This is a genomic window from Streptomyces sp. NPDC027962 (assembly GCF_055566095.1).
The window spans coordinates 76,546-98,862 of the sequence record NZ_JBVHTA010000022.1 but is presented as its reverse complement, the minus strand read 5'-3'; the positions used below and the strand labels follow the sequence as shown (position 1 = coordinate 98,862).

Annotated in this window: 17 protein-coding genes and 1 pseudogene; 6 read left to right on the top strand and 12 right to left on the bottom strand. The window is 70.4% G+C overall.

The features are described from left to right. Window positions 1-233: 233 nt before the first annotated feature. Complete coding sequence (locus tag ACZ4SA_RS21390) at window positions 234-362, bottom strand: hypothetical protein (RefSeq protein WP_468276794.1); 129 nt, start codon at window positions 360-362, stop codon at window positions 234-236. Between the two features lie 338 nt (window positions 363-700). Between ACZ4SA_RS21390 and ACZ4SA_RS21385 the strand changes: the two genes are divergently transcribed. Further along, window positions 701-2,671: an N-acetylmuramoyl-L-alanine amidase gene (locus ACZ4SA_RS21385; RefSeq protein ID WP_468276792.1), complete on the top strand. Its 1,971-nt coding sequence runs from the start codon at window positions 701-703 to the stop codon at window positions 2,669-2,671. Window positions 2,672-2,845: 174 nt separating this feature from the next. Further along, window positions 2,846-5,056 (top strand): terpene synthase family protein, encoded by a 2,211-nt coding sequence (locus ACZ4SA_RS21380; RefSeq protein WP_468276791.1) that lies wholly within the window; start codon window positions 2,846-2,848, stop codon window positions 5,054-5,056. Between the two features lie 216 nt (window positions 5,057-5,272). Here the strand turns inward: ACZ4SA_RS21380 and ACZ4SA_RS21375 are convergent, their stop codons facing one another. After that, complete coding sequence (locus ACZ4SA_RS21375; RefSeq protein ID WP_468276788.1) at window positions 5,273-5,773, bottom strand: hypothetical protein; 501 nt, start codon at window positions 5,771-5,773, stop codon at window positions 5,273-5,275. 164 nt (window positions 5,774-5,937) lie between these two features. Here ACZ4SA_RS21375 and ACZ4SA_RS21370 point away from each other — a divergent pair, with 164 nt between their 5' ends. Further along, on the top strand, window positions 5,938-6,309 hold the full coding sequence (locus ACZ4SA_RS21370) for a hypothetical protein (RefSeq protein ID WP_468276785.1): 372 nt from the start codon (window positions 5,938-5,940) through the stop codon (window positions 6,307-6,309). Between the two features lie 81 nt (window positions 6,310-6,390). Here the strand turns inward: ACZ4SA_RS21370 and ACZ4SA_RS21365 are convergent, their stop codons facing one another. The 5 genes and pseudogenes from ACZ4SA_RS21365 to ACZ4SA_RS21345 all read right to left on the bottom strand — a co-directional run bounded on the left by ACZ4SA_RS21365 (window position 6,391) and on the right by ACZ4SA_RS21345 (window position 10,814). After that, on the bottom strand, window positions 6,391-6,606 hold the full coding sequence (locus tag ACZ4SA_RS21365) for a DUF397 domain-containing protein (RefSeq protein WP_356633297.1): 216 nt from the start codon (window positions 6,604-6,606) through the stop codon (window positions 6,391-6,393). A 123-nt stretch (window positions 6,607-6,729) separates the two neighbouring features. Then, window positions 6,730-7,896, bottom strand: a complete 1,167-nt coding sequence (locus ACZ4SA_RS21360) for a thiolase domain-containing protein (protein WP_468276879.1) — start codon at window positions 7,894-7,896, stop codon at window positions 6,730-6,732. 82 nt (window positions 7,897-7,978) lie between these two features. Further along, window positions 7,979-9,037, bottom strand: a pseudogene (locus ACZ4SA_RS21355) (thiolase domain-containing protein); the annotation flags it as partial. Then, window positions 9,037-9,981 (bottom strand): Zn-ribbon domain-containing OB-fold protein, encoded by a 945-nt coding sequence (locus ACZ4SA_RS21350; protein WP_468276782.1) that lies wholly within the window; start codon window positions 9,979-9,981, stop codon window positions 9,037-9,039. The gene ACZ4SA_RS21350 and the pseudogene ACZ4SA_RS21355, both read right to left, overlap by 1 nt. Window positions 9,982-9,995: 14 nt before the next feature. Beyond that, window positions 9,996-10,814 (bottom strand): crotonase/enoyl-CoA hydratase family protein, encoded by an 819-nt coding sequence (locus ACZ4SA_RS21345; RefSeq protein WP_468276780.1) that lies wholly within the window; start codon window positions 10,812-10,814, stop codon window positions 9,996-9,998. 184 nt (window positions 10,815-10,998) lie between these two features. On the opposite strand from ACZ4SA_RS21345, the gene ACZ4SA_RS21340 reads away from it, so the two are divergent. Further along, window positions 10,999-12,624, top strand: coding sequence for an acyl-CoA synthetase (locus ACZ4SA_RS21340; RefSeq protein ID WP_468276778.1), 1,626 nt, complete (start codon window positions 10,999-11,001; stop codon window positions 12,622-12,624). 139 nt (window positions 12,625-12,763) lie between these two features. Here the strand turns inward: ACZ4SA_RS21340 and ACZ4SA_RS21335 are convergent, their stop codons facing one another. Then, window positions 12,764-13,294, bottom strand: coding sequence for a VOC family protein (locus tag ACZ4SA_RS21335; protein WP_468276776.1), 531 nt, complete (start codon window positions 13,292-13,294; stop codon window positions 12,764-12,766). A 246-nt stretch (window positions 13,295-13,540) separates the two neighbouring features. On the opposite strand from ACZ4SA_RS21335, the gene paaK reads away from it, so the two are divergent. Then, window positions 13,541-14,836 (top strand): phenylacetate--CoA ligase PaaK, encoded by a 1,296-nt coding sequence (paaK, locus tag ACZ4SA_RS21330; RefSeq protein WP_468276774.1) that lies wholly within the window; start codon window positions 13,541-13,543, stop codon window positions 14,834-14,836. Here the strand turns inward: paaK and ACZ4SA_RS21325 are convergent. From ACZ4SA_RS21325 to ACZ4SA_RS21310, 4 genes are all read right to left on the bottom strand, one after another. Further along, entirely contained in the window at window positions 14,814-16,325 is a 1,512-nt protein-coding gene (locus ACZ4SA_RS21325; protein WP_468276772.1) for an acyl-CoA synthetase, read from the bottom strand. The genes paaK and ACZ4SA_RS21325 overlap by 23 nt on opposite strands. A gap of 148 nt (window positions 16,326-16,473) precedes the next feature. Continuing rightward, window positions 16,474-17,583: a calcium:cation antiporter gene (locus tag ACZ4SA_RS21320; protein WP_468276769.1), complete on the bottom strand. Its 1,110-nt coding sequence runs from the start codon at window positions 17,581-17,583 to the stop codon at window positions 16,474-16,476. Between the two features lie 66 nt (window positions 17,584-17,649). Beyond that, entirely contained in the window at window positions 17,650-19,206 is a 1,557-nt protein-coding gene (locus ACZ4SA_RS21315) for an acyl-CoA synthetase (RefSeq protein WP_468276767.1), read from the bottom strand. Next, entirely contained in the window at window positions 19,203-20,312 is a 1,110-nt protein-coding gene (locus ACZ4SA_RS21310) for an NAD(P)H-dependent flavin oxidoreductase (protein ID WP_468276766.1), read from the bottom strand. Before ACZ4SA_RS21310 ends, ACZ4SA_RS21315 begins: the two co-directional genes overlap by 4 nt. Before the next feature lie 160 nt (window positions 20,313-20,472). On the opposite strand from ACZ4SA_RS21310, the gene ACZ4SA_RS21305 reads away from it, so the two are divergent. Then, on the top strand, window positions 20,473-22,296 hold the full coding sequence (locus ACZ4SA_RS21305; RefSeq protein ID WP_468276763.1) for a serine hydrolase domain-containing protein: 1,824 nt from the start codon (window positions 20,473-20,475) through the stop codon (window positions 22,294-22,296). The last annotated feature ends 21 nt before the right edge of the window (window positions 22,297-22,317 follow it).

Sequence of the window (22,317 nt, the reverse complement as noted above, 5' to 3'; positions counted from 1 at the left end):
CGACACAGCGGGGCAGCCGGTGCAGTGTGCCTACGGCCAGGGCAGCGGGCGGGGGCACGCTCGCCGGGACGCGGGCGAGGACCACGGCCCCTGGGGCTGTGTTCCACGCTGCCCGCCATCCCGGTCTCCGCCGCGCTACTGGCCCCGGTGCGGGACGAGCGGAGTGAGGTCACCGACTTCACCATCCGGGCCGGTAACCACGTCCGTTCGGCTTCGTGGCTCCTCTCTCCGGATCAGCAGGTGGGCGAGCGGTCCACCGCGGCGCGGACCGGCGCCTCCTCGAGCGGACCATCGGCTGCGCTGAGCGATGTCCTGCTGCCGTACACGGACGGGGTGGTGGAGCGACGGGACAACAGGGACATCACCGACGGGATCAACGCGCTGACGCAGTCGCTGACCGCCTGCCGGGGTGTTCTCCGCAGCAGATCGTGGACCGGCTGGCGGAGAAGTCCTCCGTGCGGCCCATGACGACGACGCGTGTCTGCCGGCGGTACAAGTCGACTGAGAGGATCGGACATTGGTCCACGCCACTGACGCGCCGCAGGCCCGGCGCCGCTGTCGCGAAACTCATCGACACGCATGCTGACGTGCAAATTCCTTCGCTCGAAGCGTGATTGACGGATCGTCCGTAAGCCGATACCCATGGGTCGTGTCCCGGCCCGCAGGTCCCGTCGCGCATCACTCGTCACTGGAGGCTGCATTGCAAGGATTCGCTCCCGCACGTCAGAGAAGCGCCCGACGTCGCGCGTGGACGGCCGGTGGCGCGGTGGCGTGCGCCGCCCTGTTGCTTCCCCTGGTTTCTGCCGGGCCGTCCGCCACTGCGGAGCGGGCGTCGGCCGATGGGCTGCAGCGGGACTTCGCCGCGGCGGCCGCCGAGTACCACGTGCCCCAGAGTGTGCTGCTCGGTGTGTCGTATCTGCAGTCCCGCTGGGACGCGCACGGTGGCGCGGCAAGCGTAACCGGCGGTTACGGTCCGATGCATCTGACGGACGCGCGGACCGCGCTGGCGGAGGAGCCCCACCATGCGCACGGGACGGAGGACGCCCGCGGCGACGACAGGCGGCCCGCACGCACGGTGACCGCGGCGGCGCTGCCCGAGCCCGGTGCGCTGCCGCCGCGACTGCGGACGCTGGGGCAGGCGGCGGAGGTCTCCGGTATCGGCTCGGAGCAGCTGCGGGACAACGCCGCGGCCAACGTACGGGGCGGCGCGGCCCTGCTCGCCGCTGCCCAGCGGGAGCTGGGCGTCCCGGCGAGCGAGGACCCGGCGGACTGGTACGGCGCCGTCGCCAGGTTCTCCGGCGCGGACGACGTGGCGACGGCGACGACGTACGCCGACGATGTGTTCGACGTCATCCGCACCGGCCAGTCCCGCACGACGGACAGCGGTCAGCGCGTGGAGCTCACCGCGGACCCGGCGGTTTCACCGAAGCGGTCGCAGGTCCGGCAGCTGGGGCTGCGCACCGCGGACGCGGGCAAGGCCGAGTGCCCGCCAACGGTGGCGTGCGAGTGGGTCCCGGCGCCGTACGAGGAGTTCGGCGAGGGCGACTACGGCAACCACGACAAGGCCGACCGCCCGGCGTCACAGTCGGTCGACTACATCGTCGTCCATGACACGGAGGCGTCCTGGGACACCACTTTGCGCCTGGTGCAGGACCCGACGTATGTGTCCTGGCAGTACTCGCTGCGCTCGTCGGACGGTCACATCGCCCAGCACGTGCCGCTCGACGACGTCGCCTGGCACGCGGGCAACTGGTTCGTGAACGCCAAGTCGGTGGGCCTGGAGCACGAGGGCTTCCTGGTGTCACCGGATGCCTGGTACACGGAGGCGATGTACCGCACGTCGGCTCGGCTGGTGAAGTATCTGGCCAAGCGGTTCGACATTCCGCTGGACCGTCAGCACGTACTGGGCCACGACACCGTGCCGGGCACGACGGCGGCGACGATCCGCGGGATGCACACGGACCCGGGTCCGTACTGGGACTGGGCGCACTACTTCCAGCTCCTCGGCAAGCCGTTCATCCCGCACGGCGGCACACAGAGCACGGTGGTCACCATCCGTCCCGACTACACCGGGCACCAGCCGCTCTACACGGGCTGTGTGAAGGCCGGTGAGGCGTGTATGCCGCACGGTTCGGGTGCAGTGCGGCTGCACACGGCGCCGAGCGAGGACGCTCCGCTCGTCAAGGACGTCGGTCTGCGGCCCGGCGGCCAGGACTCGACGACGGGGGTGAACGACACGGGAGCGCGCGCGTCGACGGGTCAGCAGTACGCGGTGGCCGAGCTCCGGGGCGACTGGACGGCGGTCTGGTACCTGGGCCAGAAGGCCTGGTTCCACAACCCCCGTACGCAGCCCACCGCGGTGGGTGCGCGGGAGCCGGTGCTGACGCCGAGGGAGGGACTCGCGGATGTGCCGGTCTACGGCAGGGCGTACCCGGAGGCCTCCGCGTACCCTGCGGGGGTTCCGGTGCAGGCGGTCTCGCCGCTGCCGTACAAGCTGCTCGCGGGCCAGAAGTACGTGGTCGGTGACCGCGTGCCGGGTGAGTACCTCTACGCGACGACGTTCGACACCGCGGGCCACCAGGTGGTACGGGGTGAGGAGATGTACTACGAGATCCAGTTCGGGCATCGGGTGGCGTTCGTGAAGGCGTCCGATGTCCGGGTGCTGAACTAGGGCCTCTCAGCCGCGGGGTGCCACCGGTCGTGGGGTCCGGTGGCACTCCACCCCTTCCTCCGTTTATGCGACTAATTAGCGTAATGCGTGGGCCGTCTGGGCGAGGGGTAGGGCTGGGCCGTCATGATCCTCCGCGCCCGCGGGCGCGGCTGCTCACGAAAGGCCCTGGCGCACATGGCACAGCCCTTCGTACTGCCGGACTTCTACGTTGCCCATCCGGCACGCCTCAACCCGCATGTCGAGGAGGCACGGCGGCACACCAGAGAATGGGCTCGCCGGATGGGGATGCTGGAGGGGTCCGGCATCTGGGAGGAGAGCGATCTCGAGGCGCACGACTACGCCTTGTTGTGCGCGTACACCCACCCGGACTGCGACGCGGACGCCCTCGGTCTCGTCACCGACTGGTATGTGTGGGTCTTCTTCTTCGACGACCACTTCCTTGAGGTCTTCAAACGCAGCCAGGACCTGGCGGGCGGCAAGGCGTATCTGGACCGGCTGCCGGCGTTCATGCCGATGGACCTCTCGCAGGGAACGCCCGAGCCGACGAATCCGGTCGAGGCCGGACTCGCCGATCTGTGGGCGCGGACGGTGCCGGGCATGTCCCCGGCATGGCGTGCCCGGTTCACGGAGGCCACGGAGAACCTGCTCAACGAGTCGATGTGGGAGCTCGTCAACATCGACGCGGGCCGGGTCGCCAACCCGCTCGAGTACATCGAGATGCGCCGGAAGGTCGGCGGCGCGCCCTGGTCCGCCGGTCTGGTGGAGTACGCCGCCCAGGCGGAGGTGCCCGAGCCGGTCGCCCACTCCCGCCCGCTGCGGGTGCTGCGCGACTCCTTCTCGGACGCCGTCCATCTGCGCAACGACCTGTTCTCGTACCAGCGCGAGGTGGAGGACGAGGGGGAGAACAGCAACGGCGTGCTGGTTCTCGAGCGGTTCCTGCGCTGCTCGACACAGGAGGCGGCCGAAGTGGTCAACGACCTGCTGACATCGCGGGTTCAGCAGTTCGAGAACACCGCGCTCACCGAAATGCCCGCGCTGTGCCTGGAAAAGGGGCTGACGCCGGCGGAGTGTGCAGCGGTAGCCGCCTACACCAAGGGACTTCAGGACTGGCAGTCCGGCGGTCACGAGTGGCACATGCGCTCCAGCCGCTACATGAACGAGGGTGCGCGGGCGGCGGACGCGCCGTCGTCCGTGGCCGGTGTGCTGGGCACGTCGGCGCTCGACATCCGTACCCTGTTCGGCCGTCCGGCTGCCGCACGACTGCGCACGCTGACGCACCGGCCGCGTGCGGTGGGAGGCTCCCTGCTCCCGGAATTCGACCTGCCGTTCCCGTTGTCGCTGAGCCCGCACCTGGACGACGCACGTGCCAAGTCGATCGCCTGGGCGGGCCGTACGGGTCTGTTGAACGACATCTGGGACGAAGCGAAGGTGACGGGTTTCGACCTGGCGCTGTGCGCGGCGGGACTCGATCCCGACGCCACGCCGGAAGAGCTCGAACTCAGCGCCGAGTGGCTGACCTGGGGTACGTACGGCGACGACTACTATCCGATCGTCTTCGGAGCTCCGCGCGATCTGGCGGGCGCCAGGCTCTGCAACGAACGGCTCAAGGCCTGCATGCCGGTGGACGATCCCGAGGCCGGTGCCGCCGAGGCGGTCGCACCTCTGGAGCGCAGCCTCGCCGACCTGTGGGCGCGCACGGCGGGGCCGATGTCGGCGTACGCCCGCCGGTCCTTGCGCAACGCCATCGATGTCATGATCGACAGCTGGTTGTGGGAGTTGCACAACCAGGCCCAGCACCGGGTTCCCGATCCGGTCGACTACATGGAGATGCGCCGGCTGACCTTCGGCTCGGATCTCACGATGAGTCTGTGCCGGCTGCGCCACGAGGGCGAACTCCCGGCCGAGGTGTATGCGAGCGGTCCGGTGCGCGCCCTGGAGAACGCGGCCATGGACTACGCGTGTCTGCTCAACGACCTCTTCTCGTACCAGAAGGAGATCGAGTTCGAGGGCGAAGTACACAACGCGGTCCTGGTGGTGCAGACGTTCTTCGACTGCGACTATCCGACGGCCGCCGCGATGACCGACGATCTGATGCGGTCCAGGCTGCAGCAGTTCCTTCACGTGAAGGAGCATGAACTGCCGCTGGTGTGCGAGGAGTTCGGCCTCGACGGCAAGGCCAGGGCGACACTCGACACGTATGTGGGGGAGCTCGAGGACTGGCTTGCGGGCATCCTCAACTGGCACCGCAAGGTGCGTCGTTACAAGGAGGAGGATCTGCGGGGCGGTGCTGCCCCGCGGCGGCTCGGTGCCCCTGCGGGGCTCGGTACGTCGGCGGCCCGGCTGTCACTGTCGCTGCCGGCTCAGCAGGCGGCGGCCAAGGTGTAGCGCTGCCCGGCCCCGACCGCGAAGCACCCGCTTGCCGGCGCCGGAAGATCGTGGAGCGCAGGGCCGACCGGTGCGGCCCTCCGTGAGGACGATGCGGCGGGCCGCGCCACCTGCCCGGGTGAGGTGAGCACGCCAGAAGTCCGATGACGGATACGACAAGGCGCACAACAAAACTGCCCGGGGAGCGGCCCCGGGCAGTCGGCCGGCGGCAGGCCCTCAGCCCTGCTGGAACAGCTCCGCGGGCAGGGGCTTGAGCAGTGCGTAGAGGTCGTCGGTGATCGGCCGGTCCCAGCTGGCGATCGTGACGAGCACATTGTCGCTGCGGTCGAACTGCACGCAGGAGATGCGGCTTTCCGAGAGCTTCAGCCGGCGCACGATCAGCAGGTTGTCCCCCTGCATGACCGGCGTGTCCTCGACCCCGGTCACATGGACCGGCTCCTCGTTCTCCAGAGCAACGAGCAGCTGACCCACCTCGAAGGGGATCTCCCCCTCCTCCACCTCGCGGGCGGGCGAGCCCTCCGGCAGATTGCCGATGATCATCGCGGGGCCGCGGCCGCCGAACAGGTCGTAGCGGAGGAAGACCCCCTGGCAGCTGCCGTCCGGGGCGGGCAGCAGGCCGGCGCCGAGATTGCCGGGCCAGTCCCCCGGATCCATGGCCAGGACATCGAAGTCCGGGCCCGCGGGTGTGGCGGCGCTGCGGCGGCGGAGGAAGGACATAACCGCAATGGTACGGGTACGGCCCCACTCGTCGGAGCCAGGCCCCGGGCCCTTTGAACGCATCGGCTCCGCTCGCCGTATCCCTGTGAACACCGATGCCCATGGCACCGATGTCCGTGAGGAGCAGTGTCCGCGAGATTCCGTACCGACGTGAGGATCAGTCCATGAACGACCCCACCACTCCTCCCCTTCAGGCCCTCCCGGACGGCGAGGCGGAACTCCGTCTGGTCGTCCGGCTCCACTGGGAGGACGTCGCCGCGCTCGGGCAGGAGGCGGGCCGGCTGGCCGCACAGATGCAACGACCCGTGAGCCTCGACGAGGCCGCGGGGCACCGGCTCCGGACCCGGTCCGCCGGCCGCGCCAAACCGGCGACCGCGCCGCCGCCCGCTCCTGCCGGGAGCCAGCATCTACCGCCGACTGCGTCGTCCGTCTCCTCGCTCACGGCCCGTACACCCGGCGAGCACGCTCGGCAGGCCATCGAAAAGATCAACGGAACGGCTGGGCTCGGCCGGGACGTGTCGCCGACCTCCGCCTGAGACAGACGCCCGGCGACTCCCCCTCCCCCGCCGACGGGAGGGGGCGCGGCCCGTGACAGGCGGGCGTGGGCGCTGCCCGTGTCAGGTGAGGTCGAACTCCCCCTCACGCGCGTTGACCACGAAGGCACGCCACTCGGCCGGGGTGAAGATCAGCGACGGGCCCTCCGGGCGGCCGCCGTTGCGCATCGCGATGAAGCCTTCGACGAACGCGATCTGCACATCTCCCGCCCCCTGAGCTCCGGGCTGCCAGTCCGCCTTGCTCAGGTCCAAGTCCGGCTTCTCCCACCCCGAAAACATCTGCGTGGTAGTGGTGGTGGTGCTCTCGGCCACGTCGCTGCTCCTCCCGAGTCGTCTCCCGGGTCAGCCTAGCGACGACACCCCGTCACGGACAGAGCGCCGCACGTGACGGGGTGTCCCGAATCATGCCGTCGGCGGTTCGGCGCCCACCAGCCACATGGAGAAGAACTGCGCCCCGCCGCCGTACGCGTGACCGAGCGCCCGGCGCGCCCCGTCGACCTGGTGCTCGCCCGCCTGTCCGCGGACCTGGAGCGCGGCCTCCGCGAAGCGGATCATGCCGGAGGCCCCGATGGGGTTGGTCGACAGCACGCCGCCGGACGGATTGACGGGCAGTTCCCCGCCGATCTCGGTGATACCGGACTGGGTGAGTTTCCAGCCCTCGCCCTCGGCGGCGAAGCCCAGGTTCTCCAGCCACATGGGCTCGTACCAGGAGAACGGCACGTACATCTCCACGGTGTCGATCTCGCGGCGCGGGTCCGTGATGCCCGCCTGCCGGTAGACGTCGGCCGCGCAGTCCTTGCCGGCCCGCGGAGAGACGAAGTCCTTGCCCGCGAACATGGTGGGCTCGCTGCGCATCGCGCCGCCGTGCACCCACGCGGGCGGATGCGGTGAACGTGCCGCGCCGGGTCGGCCGGTGAGGACCATCGCGCACGCGCCGTCCGAGGAGGGGCAGGTCTCCGAGTAGCGGATCGGGTCCCAAAGCATCGGCGAGGCCTGGACCTTCTCGAGGGTGAGGTCGTGCTCGTGGAGGTGTGCGTAGGGGTTCTTCAGGGCGTTGCGGCGGTCCTTGTAGGCGACGAGGGAGCCCACGGTGTCGGGCGCGCCGGTGCGCCGCATGTAGGCGCGGACGTGCGGGGCGAAGAAGCCGCCCGCGCCGGCGAGCAGCGGCTGCTGGAACGGGATCGGCAGGGACAGACCCCACATGGCATTGGACTCGGACTGTTTCTCGAAGGCCAGCGTGAGCACCGTCGAGTGCCGGCGGGCGGCCACGAGGTTGGCGGCGACGAGGGCCGTGGAGCCGCCGACCGAGCCGGCGGTGTGGACGCGCAGCATCGGCTTGCCGACCGCGCCGAGCGCGTCGGCGAGGTACAGCTCCGGCATCATCACGCCCTCGAAGAAGTCGGGGGCCTTGCCGATGACGACGGCGTCGATGTCGGACCAGGTCAGCCCGGCGTCGTCCAGGGCCCGCAGGGCCGCCTCCCGGACCAGTCCGGCTATCGAGACGTCGCGGCGGGCGGCGACGTGCTTGGTCTGGCCGATGCCGACGACGGCCACGGGCTCCTTGGACATGCGCCTCTTATCGGACATGCGCTTCTCCTTCGCCTCGGTGTGGGCCTTCGCCTCGGTGCGGGCCTCGGGCGCGCCCTGCGCCTTCGCCCTCCAGAACAGCGACCAGGTTCTGCTGCAGACACGGCCCGGAGGTCGCGTGCGCGAGCGCGCGGTCGGACTCGCCGCACTGGATGCGGGCGGCGGCCTCGCCGATCCGGACGAGTCCCGCGGCCATCACCGGATTGGCGGCGAGTGCTCCGCCGGACGGGTTGACCCTCACGCTGTCGTCGAGGTCGAGAGTCCGGCGCAGGACGAGTTCCTGGGAGGTGAACGGAGCGTGCAGCTCCGCCGTGTCGACGGGCCGGTCGAAGGCGCCCGCGTGTTCGGCCGCGAGCCGGGTGGAGGGCGACGTGGTCAGATCCCGCACGCCGAGGCTGTGCGCCTCGATCCGGTGGTCCATGCCGCGGATCCACGCAGGTCGTTCGCACAGTTCACGAGCCCGGTCCCCGGCCGCGAGGATCACCGCGGCCGCACCGTCGCCCACGGGCGGACAGTCGGAGACTCTCAGCGGCCGGACGAGGTGGTCGCCGCGCGGTGTCTCTCCCTGCAGTTGAGCGTGCGGGTTGGCCGCGGCGTCGCGGCGGCTTCTGGCCGCGACGCCGGCGAACTCGGGTTCGTCGCCCCCGCCCGCGTCGATGAGTGCCTGGGCCTGGAGGGCCGCGAGGGCGACGGAGTCCGGCCACAGCGGGGCGGTGTAGTACGGGTCGAGCTGGCGGGTCAGTACGTCACGTACTTCACCGGGCGACGACTTTCCGTAGGCGTAGACGAGCGCGGTGTCGGCCTCGCCGGTCAGCAGCGTCACCCATGCCTCGTACAGCGCCCATGCACCGTCCATCTCCACATGGGACTCGGAGATCGGCGGCCAGGCCCCGACTCCGTCGAGTGCCATGGTGAAGGAGAAGGCCCGGCCGGCGAGATAGTCGCTGGATCCCGAGCAGGTGAAGCCGATGTCGCCGGTCTGCAGTCCGGTGCGGGTGAGGACCTGGTGGAGGACCGGCATCACCATCTCCACCTCGGAGAGCTCGTCGCTGCGGCGTCGGTGGTCGGTCTGTGCGAAGGCGACGATCGCCACGTCGCGAAGCACAGCAGCGCCGTCTCGCATCACAGCAGCTCCTTGTAGGTGTCGTAGTCGGCGTCGGGCTCGCCGGTGGGCCGGTAGTGGTCGGGATGGCGGGCCCCCTCGGTCCACACCGGTTCGACGCGCAGGCCCATGCGCACCTGGTCGTACGGGATGCCGCCGATGCGTCCGTGGAGGGCGAGGTCGGCACCGTCGAGCGCGATGTGGGCATAGACGTACGGCACCTCGATCTCCAGGCCCCGCGCCTTGATGTTGACGATGCAGTACGTGGTGACGGTGCCGCGCGGGCCGACCTCGACCCGTTCGTCGGTGGCCACCCCGCAGGTGGGGCAGGCGCCGCGGGGCGGGACATAGACCTTGCGGCAGGAGGGGCATCGCTCGCCGATCGTCCTGCGCTGCGCGAGTGCGGCAAGGTGGGCGCTCTGGGCGCGGCCGGGCGAGTAGGTGTAGTCGAGCCGGGCCGGGGCCACGATTCCGGTCACCGGCTGCGGGAAGTCGCCGCTGTGTGCGCGGCCCGGGCCGGTGGGCTCGCTCTCGTACGGTTCGAAGCAGGCGATGTCGGTGATCGCGCCGGTGCGCTCCGCCGCCCAGCGGATACGCACCCGCATCCCGGTGCGCACGGCGTCGGCTCCGGGGGCGTCGAGGACGTGGAGCAGGGAGCTGTCGGCTCCGTCGAGCCGTACCAGCACCCAGGCGAAGGGTGTGGCGAGCGGCTGGTGGGGACGCGGGTGCTCGTTCCACGCCCAGGTGGTGACGGTGCCGGTGGCGCCGACCTCGACGAGGTCGCGGATCTCGTCGGCGGTGACGGGGTCGTATTCGACGGGCGGTACGAGGATCTTGCCGTCGCCGGTACGGACGCCGAGCACGGTCCGCTCGCGCAGGCCGGTCAGGAACGCGCTCTGCACGGGCCCGAGGGAACGGGTGAAGGGGAACTCGACGACCAGCGGAGCGCGGAGCACTTCGGGCATGGGGGCTCTCCTTGTCAGGCGCGTCGGTAGACGGGGTCGCGCTTCTCCGCGAAGGCGCGGGCGCCTTCCTTGGCATCGGCCGTGTCGAACACGGGCCAGCCCCGCTTCAGTTCGGCGGCGAGCCCTTCGGTCTCGGTCATCTCTGCCGTCTCGTACACCGACGCCTTGACCGCTTCGACGGCGAGCGGACCACACGCGTTGATCCGCTCCGCGATGCCGAGCGATGCCTCGAGGGCGGAACCGTCGGGGACGACACGACCGACAAGGCCGATGCGCTCGGCCTCCGTCGCACTGTAGGGGCGGCCGGTGAGCAGCATCTCCAGAGCGTGGGTGCGCGGGATCTGGCGCGGCAGCCGTACGGTCGAGCCTCCGATCGGGAAGAGTCCGCGCCGGACCTCGAAGAGTCCGAAGGTGGCGCTCTCGCCCGCGATCCGGATGTCGGTGCCCTGCAGGATCTCGGTACCCCCGGCGACGCAGTGCCCCTCGACGGCGGCGATCACCGGTTTTCGCGGCCGGTGATGGCGCAGCATCGCCTTCCAGTGCAGGTCGGGGTCGTCCTTCATTCTCTCTCGGTACTGCTCGCCCTCCATTCCCCCGCCTGCGAGGGCCTTGAGGTCCATGCCGGCGCAGAAGGAACCGCCGGCTCCGGTGAGCACGACGCTTCGGACGGTCTCGTCCGCGTCCGCCTTGAGCCAGGCGTCGTACAGGCCGACGAGCATCGCGATCGAGAGGGCGTTCTTCGCCTCCGGTCTGTTCAAGGTGAGCACCAGCGTGGCTCCCTCGCGTGTCACGGTGAGGTGCTCGGTGCCCGTGTGGCCACTGCGTCGTTCCATGTGCGGAACCTCCCGTCCCCAGATCTGGAACAGGTTGCAGTAGCCGGGCGGCCAGTTCAATAGTTTTCTGACAGACAGTCAGATTTCCTGTCGCGAGCTCTTCCCAGTTGCGCCGACCGGCGCTCTAATGACCGCCGGGCGCAAGCCGGGACAAGCCGGGTTCTCGCCGGGGTCAGGAGGAACGGTGGAGTACAACCTTGCCGACCTGTTCGAATCGGTGGTCGATGTCGTGCCCGGCCGCGAGGCACTCGTGTACATCGACCATCCGGGCACGGGCGAGGAGCGCCGGCTCACCTACGCGGAACTCGACACCGCCGCCAACCGGATCGCCCACCATCTGCTCGACGCCGGCATCCGGGCAGGCGAGCACCTGGGGCTTCATCTCTACAACGGCGTGGAGTACCTGCAGACCGTGCTGGCGTGCCTGAAGGCACGCATCGTCCCGGTGAACGTCAACTACCGGTACGTCGAACAGGAGCTGGTCCACCTCTACCGCGACGCCGACATGGCCGCGCTCGTCTTCGACGCGGAGTTCACGGAGCGGATCGCCGCGGCACTTCCACGCACCGAGAAACTGAGGCACCTGCTGCGGGTCGGCACACCGCCCGAGGGAGCACCCCACCTCCACGCCGTGGACTTCACGCGGGCCGAGGCCGCCGGCTCACCGCTCCGCGGCTTCGCCCCGCGATCGGGCGACGATCTGTTCATCATCTACACCGGCGGCACCACGGGCATGCCCAAGGGCGTGATGTGGCGCCAGGAAGACCTGTTCTTCGCCGGGCTCGGCGGGGGCGCGCCGACCGGCGAGCCGGTCGGCGCGCCTCAGGAGCTGGCCGAGCGGGTGGCCGCGGGCGGCGACGGGATCACCTTCTTCCCCACTCCCCCGCTCATGCACGGCACGTCGACGCTCACGGCCTTCATCGGGTTCAATTTCGGACAGCGGGTCGTCGTCCACCGCAAGTTCGTGCCGCACGAGGTGCTGCGCACCATCGAGCGGGAGAAGGTCACCAGCGTCTCACTGGTCGGCGACGCGATGCTGCGGCCCCTGATAGACGCGCTGAACGGCACCCTGAAGGACTGCGACCTGTCCAAGCTGTTCAGCGTCTCCAGCTCGGGGGCGATCATGTCGGAAACCGTCCGCGCCCAGTTCGCCGCCCTCGCGCCCAACGTGCTGCTGCTGAACAACTTCGGCTCCTCCGAGTCCGGCTTCAACGGCACCGCGACCGACGACTCCGGCCCCGACCGCGGCTTCCGGCTGCGCGTCAACGCCCGTACGACCGTGGTGGACCCGGCAACGCACGAGCCGGTGAAACCGGGCGAGGCCGGCCGTGTCGCACAACGCGGTCACGTACCGCTCGGCTACTACAACGACCCGGCCAAGTCTGCGGAAACCTTCTTCTGGCGCGACGGCGAGCGGTGGGTGCTGCTCGGCGACATGGCGACCGTGGACGAGGAAGGCATCGTCACGGTGCTCGGCCGCGGCTCGCAATGCATCAACACCGGTGGGGAGAAGGTGTATCCGGAGGAGGTCGAGCAGGCGCTCAAGTCCCACCCCGACGTGTACGACGCACTGGTCGCGGGCGTGCCGGACGGTACGTGGGGCAACCAGGTGGCAGCCGTGGTCCAGCTCCGCGGGGGCGCCGACGCGCCGACGCTGGAAGCCATCCAGTCCCACTGCCGCACGCGCCTCGCCGGCTACAAGATCCCCCGCCGAATGGTGATCGCCGAGGAGATCCAGCGCTCACCGAGCGGCAAGGCGGACTACCGCTGGGCGCGATCGGTGGCGGCGCAACCGCGGGGCTCGGCCTGAAGACGCGGGCCGCGGGACTCGGCTCGGCGGCGGGGACGCGGCCCGGAACCGGGGCGCCGCTTCCCCGCCCGGACCCTTCGCGAACCGGGAGAAGGACAGCCGGCTGACGCCGGGGGCCGGCCCCGACAAGAGCGTGCGATCAGCCGACGTCGCCCGGCAGGATGCGCTCACCGTTGAAGACGCCGAGGCGCTCGCGGTACAGCTCCAGAGGGACCCCGTTCGGATCGTGGATGTAGAGGCTGTCCTCGACGCCCCGGTCCGGGCCGACGTACTGAACGCCCGCCTCGTCCAGCGCCTTGCGGGCGGCGGTGAACTGCTCGGCGTCCACCGACAGGGCCAGGTGCTGCACGCCGCCGATCGTCTCCTCGGCGGGCGGGTGGTCGTGGCCCGGGAAGTCGAAGAAGCCGAGCAGATTGCCGTTGCCGATGTCGAAGAAGAAGTGGGTGGAACCGCGGTAGTCCCGGTTCTCCACGATCTCCACCAGCGGGAACCCCAGGGACTCCTGGTAGAAGCGAATGGTTTCCTCCACGTCGCGGCAGATGAAGGCCACATGGTGGACGCCTCGCGCGGTCGCCGCGGGCCGGTCGCCCGGTTCGCGCAGGTAGCGCCTGCGCAGCTCCTCGCGGCGGACGCGCACGGCCTCGAGTTCGGCTCCCTCGGGCTGGGGCATCACGGGCTCCTTCAGGGATTTTGATTGCGGGTTTCAACTGCTGTCCCGCATCTTCCCCGCTCCGGGCCGATCGCGCTGCCCCACGGTTCGCGGCAGCAGGTCGGCGGCGAAGGGAGCAGCCCTCTCGTCGATGCCTTGACGGACGGCGGGAGGGGCTGAATTACTGATCCCGAACGGGTCGACCGAATGATCGGTCGTCCGGTTCGGGATGTTCGGAGTGTGTGGGTGCGGGACGGGAGTATGCGGATGACGGATCTGCTGGATGCGGCGGAGCGGCTCGACCGCGAGGAACTGGAGGCCCTGCAGCTGGAGCGGCTGCGCGCCACCCTGAGCCATGCGTATGAGAACGTCCCCTTCTACCGCGAGTCGTTCGACAAGGCGGGCCTGCGGCCGGAGGACTGCCGTACGCTCGCGGACCTCGCGCGCTTCCCCTTCACCGCCAAGACCGACCTGCGCGACCACTACCCGTTCGGGATGTTCGCCGTCGACCAGTCGCAGGTCCGCCGTATCCATGCCTCCAGCGGTACGACGGGCCGGCCCACCGTCGTCGGTTACACGCAGCGGGACCTGGACACCTGGGCCGACGTGGTGGCGCGTTCCCTGCGCGCCGCCGGCGCCCGGCCCGGTCACAAGGTCCATGTGGCCTACGGCTACGGCCTGTTCACCGGCGGCCTCGGCGCGCACTACGGGGCCGAGCGGCTCGGCTGCACGGTCATTCCCGCGTCGGGCGGCATGACGGCCCGCCAGGTGCAGCTGATCAACGACTTCCGGCCCGAGATCATCATGGTCACCCCGTCGTACATGCTCACCATCCTCGACGAGTTCGAGCGCCAGGGTGTCGATCCGCGCGCGACATCACTCAAGGTGGGTGTCTTCGGCGCGGAGCCGTGGACCGAGGAGATGCGCCGCGAGATCGAGGAACGATTCGCGATCGACGCGGTCGACATATACGGGCTCTCGGAGGTGATGGGCCCGGGTGTGGCGCAGGAGTGCGTCGAGACCAAGGACGGCCTCCACATCTGGGAGGACCACTTCTTTCCGGAGATCGTCGACCCGTTCACCGGTGAGGTGCTGCCGGACGGCGAGGAGGGTGAGCTGGTGTTCACCTCGCTCACCAAGGAAGCCATGCCCGTGATCCGTTACCGCACCAGGGACTTGACGCGGCTGCTGCCCGGCACCGCGCGTGTCTTCCGGCGGATGGAGAAGGTGACCGGGCGCAGCGACGACATGGTGATTCTGCGTGGGGTGAACCTTTTCCCGACCCAGATCGAGGAGATCGTGCTGCGCACCGAGCATGTCGCACCGCACTTTCAGCTCCGGCTGACCCGCGAGGGCCGCCTGGACGCGCTCACCGTGCGTGCGGAGGCTCGCGCGGAGGCCACCGGGGAGCAGCGGGCAGCCGCGGAGCGGGCCGTCGCGGCAGCCGTCAAGGACGGGGTCGGCGTGTCGGTCGGAGTGGAGGTGGTCGACCCCGGGACGCTGGAGCGGTCGGTGGGCAAGGTCAAGCGGATCGTCGACCTCAGGGAGCGGAAGGAGGGCTGAAGCGGTCCCGGAGCTCGCGCTTGAGGATCTTGCCGCTCGCGTTGCGTGGGAGGCCGTCCACGAACAGGACCTTCTTCGGGGCCTTGAAGTGGGCGAGCTTCTGTCTTGTGTGGGCGATCAGTTCGGCCTCGGTGACCTCCTCGCGTGCCACGACCACCGCGGTGACGGCCTCGATCCAACGCTCGTCCGGCAGGCCGACGACCGCTGTCTCGGCGACCGCGGGATGCGTGTAGAGGGCGTCCTCGACCTGCCGGGAGGCCACCAGCACTCCCCCGGAGTTGATGACGTCCTTCACCCGGTCGACGACGGTGAAGTAGCCCTCGCTGTCGCGGACGGCGAGGTCACCGGAGCGGAACCAGCCGTCGCGGAAGGCTTCTTCGGTCTCCTCCGGTTTGTCCCAGTAGCCCTCGCACAGTTGCGGTGAGCGGTAGACGACCTCGCCGGGCGCGCCGTCCGCCACCTCCTTGCCGTCCTCGTCGACGACCTTCGCCTCGACGAAGAGCACCGGCCGGCCGCAGGACTCCATCCGCCCCTCGTGCTCGTCGGGTCCGAGGACGGTGGCGAGGGGGCCGATCTCCGACTGGCCGAAGCAGTTGTAGAAGCCGAGCCCGGGCAGGCGGGCCCGCAGCCGCTCCAGCACGGGCACCGGCATGACCGACGCGCCGTAGTACGCCTTGCGCAGTGCGCTCAGGTCACGGGTGGGGAAGTCGGGGTGGTTGGCCAGGCCGATCCAGACGGTCGGCGGGGCGAAGAGGCTGTCGGCGCCGCCCGCCTCGACGAGGTCGAAGATCTGACCGGCGTCGGGCGCGTCGAGGATGGTGTTCTCCGCGCCGACCGCGAGGTAGGGCAGCAGGAAGACGTGCATCTGGGCCGAGTGGTAAAGCGGCAGCGAGTGGACGGGCCGGTCCGCGGCGTCCAGCCCGAGGGCGGTGACGGCGCTGACGTACTCGTGGACGAGCGCTCGGTGGGTCATCATCGCGCCCTTGGGCAGGGCGGTCGTGCCGGACGTGTACAGCAGCTGCACCAGGTCCTCGGCGGCCGCTTCGCGGTCCGGGGCGAACGGGCGGGGACGGGCGAGCGCCGTGAACAGGGAGTCGTCGCTGTCGCGCAGCGCACGTACGGGAGTCGTGGCCGGCAGCCGGGGTGCGAGGTCCGGGTCGGCGAGGACGAGGGAGCTCCCCGACTGGCCGAGGATGTAGGCGAGATCGTCACCGGTCAGGTTCTGGTTGACGGGTACGTGGACCAGCCCGGCCCGTGCGCAGGCGAGGAAGGCGATCAGGTAGGCGTCGGAGTTGTGGCCGTAGGCGGCGACCCGGTCGCCCGGTTGCAGGCCGTGATCCATGAGGGCGGCCGCCGCGGTGGAGACGGCCGCGTCGAGTTCGGCGTAGGTCCACGTGCGGTCGGCGTACCGCACGGCGGTGCGGCCGGGGGTGCGCCGGGCACTGCGGCGTACGAGGGCGTCGACCGTGTTGCTGTGTGCACCTGTCATGACGCGATCCTGTGCGGCCTGTGACGGGACGTCAAGAACCTGGATACCGACCGGACGGTTGACGGCCCGCCTGGGTCTCACGGGCCCGCCGGGCTCACGGCCTCAAGGACGCACCGGCTCAAGGACGCACCGCCTCAGGCTCACAGCCTCACGGGCTCACCGCGAGGAAGACGAACGCGGCGAAGATCGCCAGATGCACCCCGCCCTGGAGCAGCGTGGCTCTGCCGGGCACCACGGTCAGGGCGCCGACGACGACGGTGAGCGCGAGCAGCACCATGTGGGTGGCACCGAGACCGAGCAGCAGCGGTCCCTCCAGCCAGACGGTGGCCAGCGCGATCGCCGGGATCGTCAGCCCGATGCTGGCCATGGCGGAACCGAGCGCCAGATTCATGCTCGTCTGCACCCGGTTGCGGCGGGCGGCCCGTAACGCGGCCAGCGTCTCGGGCAGCAGGACGAGCAGGGCGATGACGACGCCGACGACGGCGTGCGGCAGGCCCGCCGACTCGACGCCGGACTCGACGGTGGGCGACACCGCCTTGGCGTCGCCGACCACGGCCACCAGCGCGACAAGGAGCAGGACGAGACTGAGCAGAGCGGCCGAGCGTCCGGGCGCGTGCGCGGACTCGTGGTCGTCCGGGTCCTTGATGTCGCCGTCGTGGGTGACGGACAGGAAGTACTCGCGGTGGCGCACGGTCTGCACCGCGACGAACAGTCCGTACAGACCCAGGGAGGCGACGGCCGCGAAGGTCAGCTGAGCCGAGGAGAACTGGGGGCCGGGTCTGCTGGTGGTGAAGGTCGGGAGCACCAGGCTGAGCGTGGCGAGCGTCGCGACAGTGGCGAGCGCGGCGCCCGACCCCTCCGCGTTGAAGACGGCGACCCTGTTGCGCAGCGCGGCCACCAGAAGGGACAAGCCGACGATCCCGTTGCAGGTGATCATGACGGCGGCGAAGACGGTGTCCCTGGCCAGGGAGGACGACTTCGCTCCTCCGTCGGCCATCAGGGTGACGATGAGGGCCACCTCGATGACGGTCACGCTGACGGCGAGGACCAGCGACCCGAAGGGCTCCCCGACCCGGAGCGCGACGACCTCGGCATGGTGCACCGCCGCGAGCACGGCGCCGGCGAGGCAGAGCGCGACGACCACGACCGCGGGCGGCGGCAGGGCGCGGCCCCAGCTGAGCCCCAGGGCGACCACCGCGACCAGCGGCACCCAGACGGTCCACCGGCCCACGATCGACTTGATGTTCACCGCGCTCATACGGGCCAGGCTGCCAGCGGCGGGCGGCTCTCGCGCGATGAGTGGCCTTGCGGCCCGGCTCGTCGGTCACATGACGCGTTCGTGTCCTTCCCAGTACGGCGCGCGCAGGCGTCGCTTGTAGAGCTTGCCGTTGGGGTCGCGTGGCATCGAGGTGATGAAGTCGACTGACTTCGGGCGCTTGTAGGCGGCGAGGTGCCGCTCGCAGTGGGTGAGGATCGTGGCGGCGAGGGCTTCTCCCGCCGTGTGGCCGTCCGCCGGTTCCACCACGGCCTTGACCTCTTCTCCCCAGTCGGCGTGCGGGATGCCGAAGGCTGCGGCGTCGGCGACGGCCGGGTGGGTGAGCAGGGCGGCCTCGATCTCGGCCGGGTAGATGTTGACGCCGCCCGAGATGATCATGTCGATCTTGCGGTCGTGCAGGAAGAGGTAGTCCTCCTCGTCGAGATGGCCGAGGTCGCCGACGGTGAAGAAGTCGCCGATGCGGTTGTTCCTGGTCTTGGTCTCGTCCTTGTGGTAGCTGAAGCCGCCCGTCGACATCTTCATGTAGACGGTGCCGATCTCCCCGGCCGGCAGCCGGCGGCCTTCGTCGTCGAAGACGGCGAGTTCGCTGATGGGCCAGGCTCTGCCGACCGTGCCGGGCTTCTTCAGCCATTCGTCGGCTGTCGCGAAGGCGCCGCCGCCTTCGCTGGCCGCGTAGTACTCCTCGACACAGCCGCCCCACCAGTCGATCATGGCTCGTTTGATGTGGTCGGGGCAGGGGGCCGCGCCATGGATGGCGTGCCGCATCGACGAGACGTCGTAGCGCTTCCTTGCCTCGTCCGGGAGAGCGAGCAGCCGGTGGAACTGGGTCGGCACCATGTGGGTGTGCGTGCACCGGTGGGTGTCGATGAGGCGCAGCATCTCCTGCGGGGTCCACTTGTCCATCAGGACGAGCGGATGGCCGATGTGCAGGGCCGCGGCCGCGAATTGCAGCACGGCCGTGTGGTAGAGCGGCGAGCATACGAGGTGGACGTTGCCGTCGTGGGGCCGGATGCCGAAGATGCCGAGGAAGCCGCCGAGGTGGGTCTCCTCGGGGAGCTTGCCGGGCAGGGGACGGCGGATGCCGCGGGGCCGGCCGGTGGTGCCGGAGGTGTAGTTCATGACCCAGCCGAGCGTGCGCCCCTCGGGCGGGGTCTCCGGCTGCCCGTCGAGAAGGTCGCCGTACGGACGGAATTCGGCCATCGGCCCGACGGCGTACCGGTGGCTCGGTGGCAGGCCCGCCTCGTCGGCGGCGAGAGCGGCCGCGGCGGCGAAGCGTTCGTGCGCGATGAGCGCCTTGGCTCCCGAGTCGGAGACGATCCATGCGATCTCCGGCCCGAGGAGGTGGTGGTTGACCGGGACGAGGTAGAAACCGGCCTGGGCAGCTGCGAGGTAGGCGGTGATCAGCTCCGCGCAGTTGGGCAGGACGACGGCGAAGGCGTCCCCACGCTCGAGGCCCGCGGCGCGCAGCCCGTGGACGATCCGGTTGACGGCGGCGTGCAGACGTCCGGCGGTCCACTGCGTACCGTCGGGGCAGGTCAGTACGGTACGGCCGGGGTCTTGGGCGGCCTGGGCCCAGAAGCCGCTGGTGGGGGCGTCTGCGGTCATGAGCCGCTCCTTCCGGCGATGCGGTTGATCCGGTCCACGGCCTGTTCGAAGCCGCGGGTCAGGTCGTCGAAGACCTCGCGCACGCTGCGCTCGCTGTTCATCCGGCCGACGACCTGGCCGACGGGTGTACCGAGCAGCGGTCCCACCTCGTACCGCTGGATACGGGACACGGCCTCCGCGACGAGCAGTCCTTGCAGTGGCATGGGCAGGGTGCCGGGGCCCGCCGGGTCGTCCCAGGCGTCCGTCCACTCGGTGCGCAGCTGGCGGGCGGGTTTGCCGGTGAGGGCGCGGGAGCGGACGGTGTCGCCGGAGCCGGCGGCCAGAAGTTTGGCGGTGAGGGTGCGAGAGCCGAGGGACGCCTCCGTGGTGGTGAGCCACAGGGAGCCGAGCCAGACGCCCTGGGCGCCGAGCGCGAGCCCGGCGGCGATCTGTTCGCCGCTGCCGATGCCTCCGGCGGCGAGGACGGGCAAGGGTGCGACGGCGACGGCGACTTCGGGCGTGAGCACCATGGAGGCGATCTCGCCGGTGTGGCCGCCGGCCTCGTACCCCTGGGCGACGACGACGTCGATGCCCGCCTCGGCGTGGCGGCGGGCATGCTTGGCGCTCCCGGCGAGAGCGGCGACCAGGACGCCTTGGTCGTGGGCGCGTGCCACGACGTCGGCGGGCGGCGGGCCGAGGGCGTTGGCGAGGAGTCTGACGGGGTAGTCGAAGGCGACGTCGAGCTGGTTGCGGGCGACCTGTTCCATCCAGCCGGTGATGCGCCAGCCGGAGGCCTCGCCCTCCCCGAGTTCGGGAACGCCGTGCTTGTCGAGGGTGTCGGTCACGAACCTGCGGTGCTCTTCGGGGATCATCGCCTCGACGTCCGCCTCGGTGACGCCTTCGACCTTCTTGGCGGGCATGACGACGTCGAGGCCGTACGGCATGCCGCCGGTGTGGTCCTGCATCCAGTCGAGGTCGCGCTTCAGGTCGTCCGGCGCGGTGTAGCGTACGGCGCCGAGCACGCCGAAGCCGCCCGCGCGGGTGATGGCGGCGGCCACCGCGGGGAACGGTGTGAAGCCGAAGATGGCGTGTTCGATACCCAGTTGTCTGCTCAGCTCCGTCTCCATGGGCGGCAGGATGCCGCAGGGCGCCGGACGAGGGAAGACATTTTCTGATGCTGCGTCAGATTCTTTGCGGTGGTTGACAGGACTCCCGCACGGCAAGAAAGTTTCACCTGTCGCGGAAGATCCGAAAGATACTTTCAAAGACGCGCAGAGAGGGGTCCGAATGACCGACGACTCGGGGGGCAGAGGGATCAGCAGGCGAAGACTGGGCGGCGGGATGCTGGCACTGGGCGGCACACTCGCCCTTGCGCCGATCCCCTTCGCGGCGGCGGCCGAGCCGCACGACGGCCCGGCCGGGGGCGGCTCCGGTGCCGGCAGCGGCTCCGGACACCGACCGGCCCTGCGGCACGGCACTCCCCAGCGGGCGGGTCTGCTCCCCCACCCTCTCGACCAACTGGTCGGCGACGCCGAGAAGTTCCTGGCCCCCTCCCCCAAACACCCCTGGTACGCGGGGGCCGTGCTGCTCGCCGGCCGGGGCGGCACGGTCGCACTGCACCGGGCGATCGGCAAGGCGCTGCGCTACTCGGCGTACGACGAGAAGACCGACACCGCCGTCGAACTCCCCGCGGACCAGCAGATCGCCATGGCCGAGGACACCGTCTTCGACCTGGCGTCCGTCTCCAAGCTGTTCACCTCGATCCTCGCGGTGCAGCAGATCGCGCGGGGCACGCTGGAGCTGGAGGCGGCGGTCGCGTCGTACGTGCCCGAATTCGCGGGCGCGGGCAAGCAGGACATCACGGTGCGCCAACTGCTGACGCACACCTCCGGCTTGCGCTCCTGGATTCCTCTGTACAAGGAGCCGACACAGGAGGCACGGCTCCGGCGGCTGTGGGACGAGACTCCGGCGACCACGCCCGGCACCGGCTGCCTCTACTCGGATCTCAATCTGATCGCCCTCCAACTCGTCCTGGAGAAGATCACCGGTCACCGGCTGGATGAACTGCTCCACGACGAGATCACCGCTCCGCTGGGGATGCGCCGTACGCGGTTCAACCCGCCCGCCTCCTGGAAACCCAAGATCGCGGCCACCGAGGACGCCCGGCTGCCCTGGTCAGGCCTCGAGCGCGGCATGGTGTGGGGCGAGGTCCACGACGAGAACGCCTACAGCTTCGGCGGTGTCGCCGGCCACGCCGGGGTGTTCTCCTGCGCCTGGGACCTCGCCGTCCTCGCCCGTACGCTGCTCAACGGCGGTGTCTACGGCCGGTCCCGCATCCCGAGTCCCGCCTCCGTCGACCTGATGTTCTCCGACTTCAACACGGACTTCCCGGGCGACGAGCACGGCCTCGGGTTCGAGCTCTACCAGCACTGGTACATGGGTGCGATGGCGACGCCGCGGACCGCCGGCCACACCGGATTCACCGGCACCAGCCTTGTCCTCGACCCGACCACCGACTCCTTCCTGATCGTGCTGGGCAACTCCGTGCACCCCGTGCGCAGCTGGCGCTCCGGAAACGCACCCCGGGTGGCAGCCGCCAACACCATGGCCAGGGCCGTCGCCGTCCGTCCCGAGCACGGCCGCACCGCCTGGTTCTCGGGCATGGCCGGCTCCACCGCGGCGACGCTCGCCCTGCCCGCCCTCACCCTCACCTCCGGCCGGCCCCTGCTCAAGTGCTCCCTGTGGTGGGACACCGAGCCCCGCGCCGACGCCCTGTGGCTGGAGGCGTCCGCCGACGACGGGGCGACCTGGCGTCCGCTCCCCTTCACCACCGCCCGCCCGGACGGCACGGAGGAACCGCACCCGGCGGGCTCGGCCACCGGCTGGTCCGGCCGCCTCTGGCACCGGCTCACCGCCGACCTCACGGCGTGGCGGGGTGCGCCGGTACGGCTGCGCTGGCGGTACACCACCGACCAGCTCTACGTCGGCCGGGGCGCCTACGTCGACGCGATCCGGGTCGAGGACGGCAACCGCCGCACGGTCTTCGACGAGGCGCGGCCCGCGGATGCCGCGCGGATCGAGGCCAAGGGCTGGACCGCGTCGCGGGACTGACGACCGGTTCCGGCGCAGGGC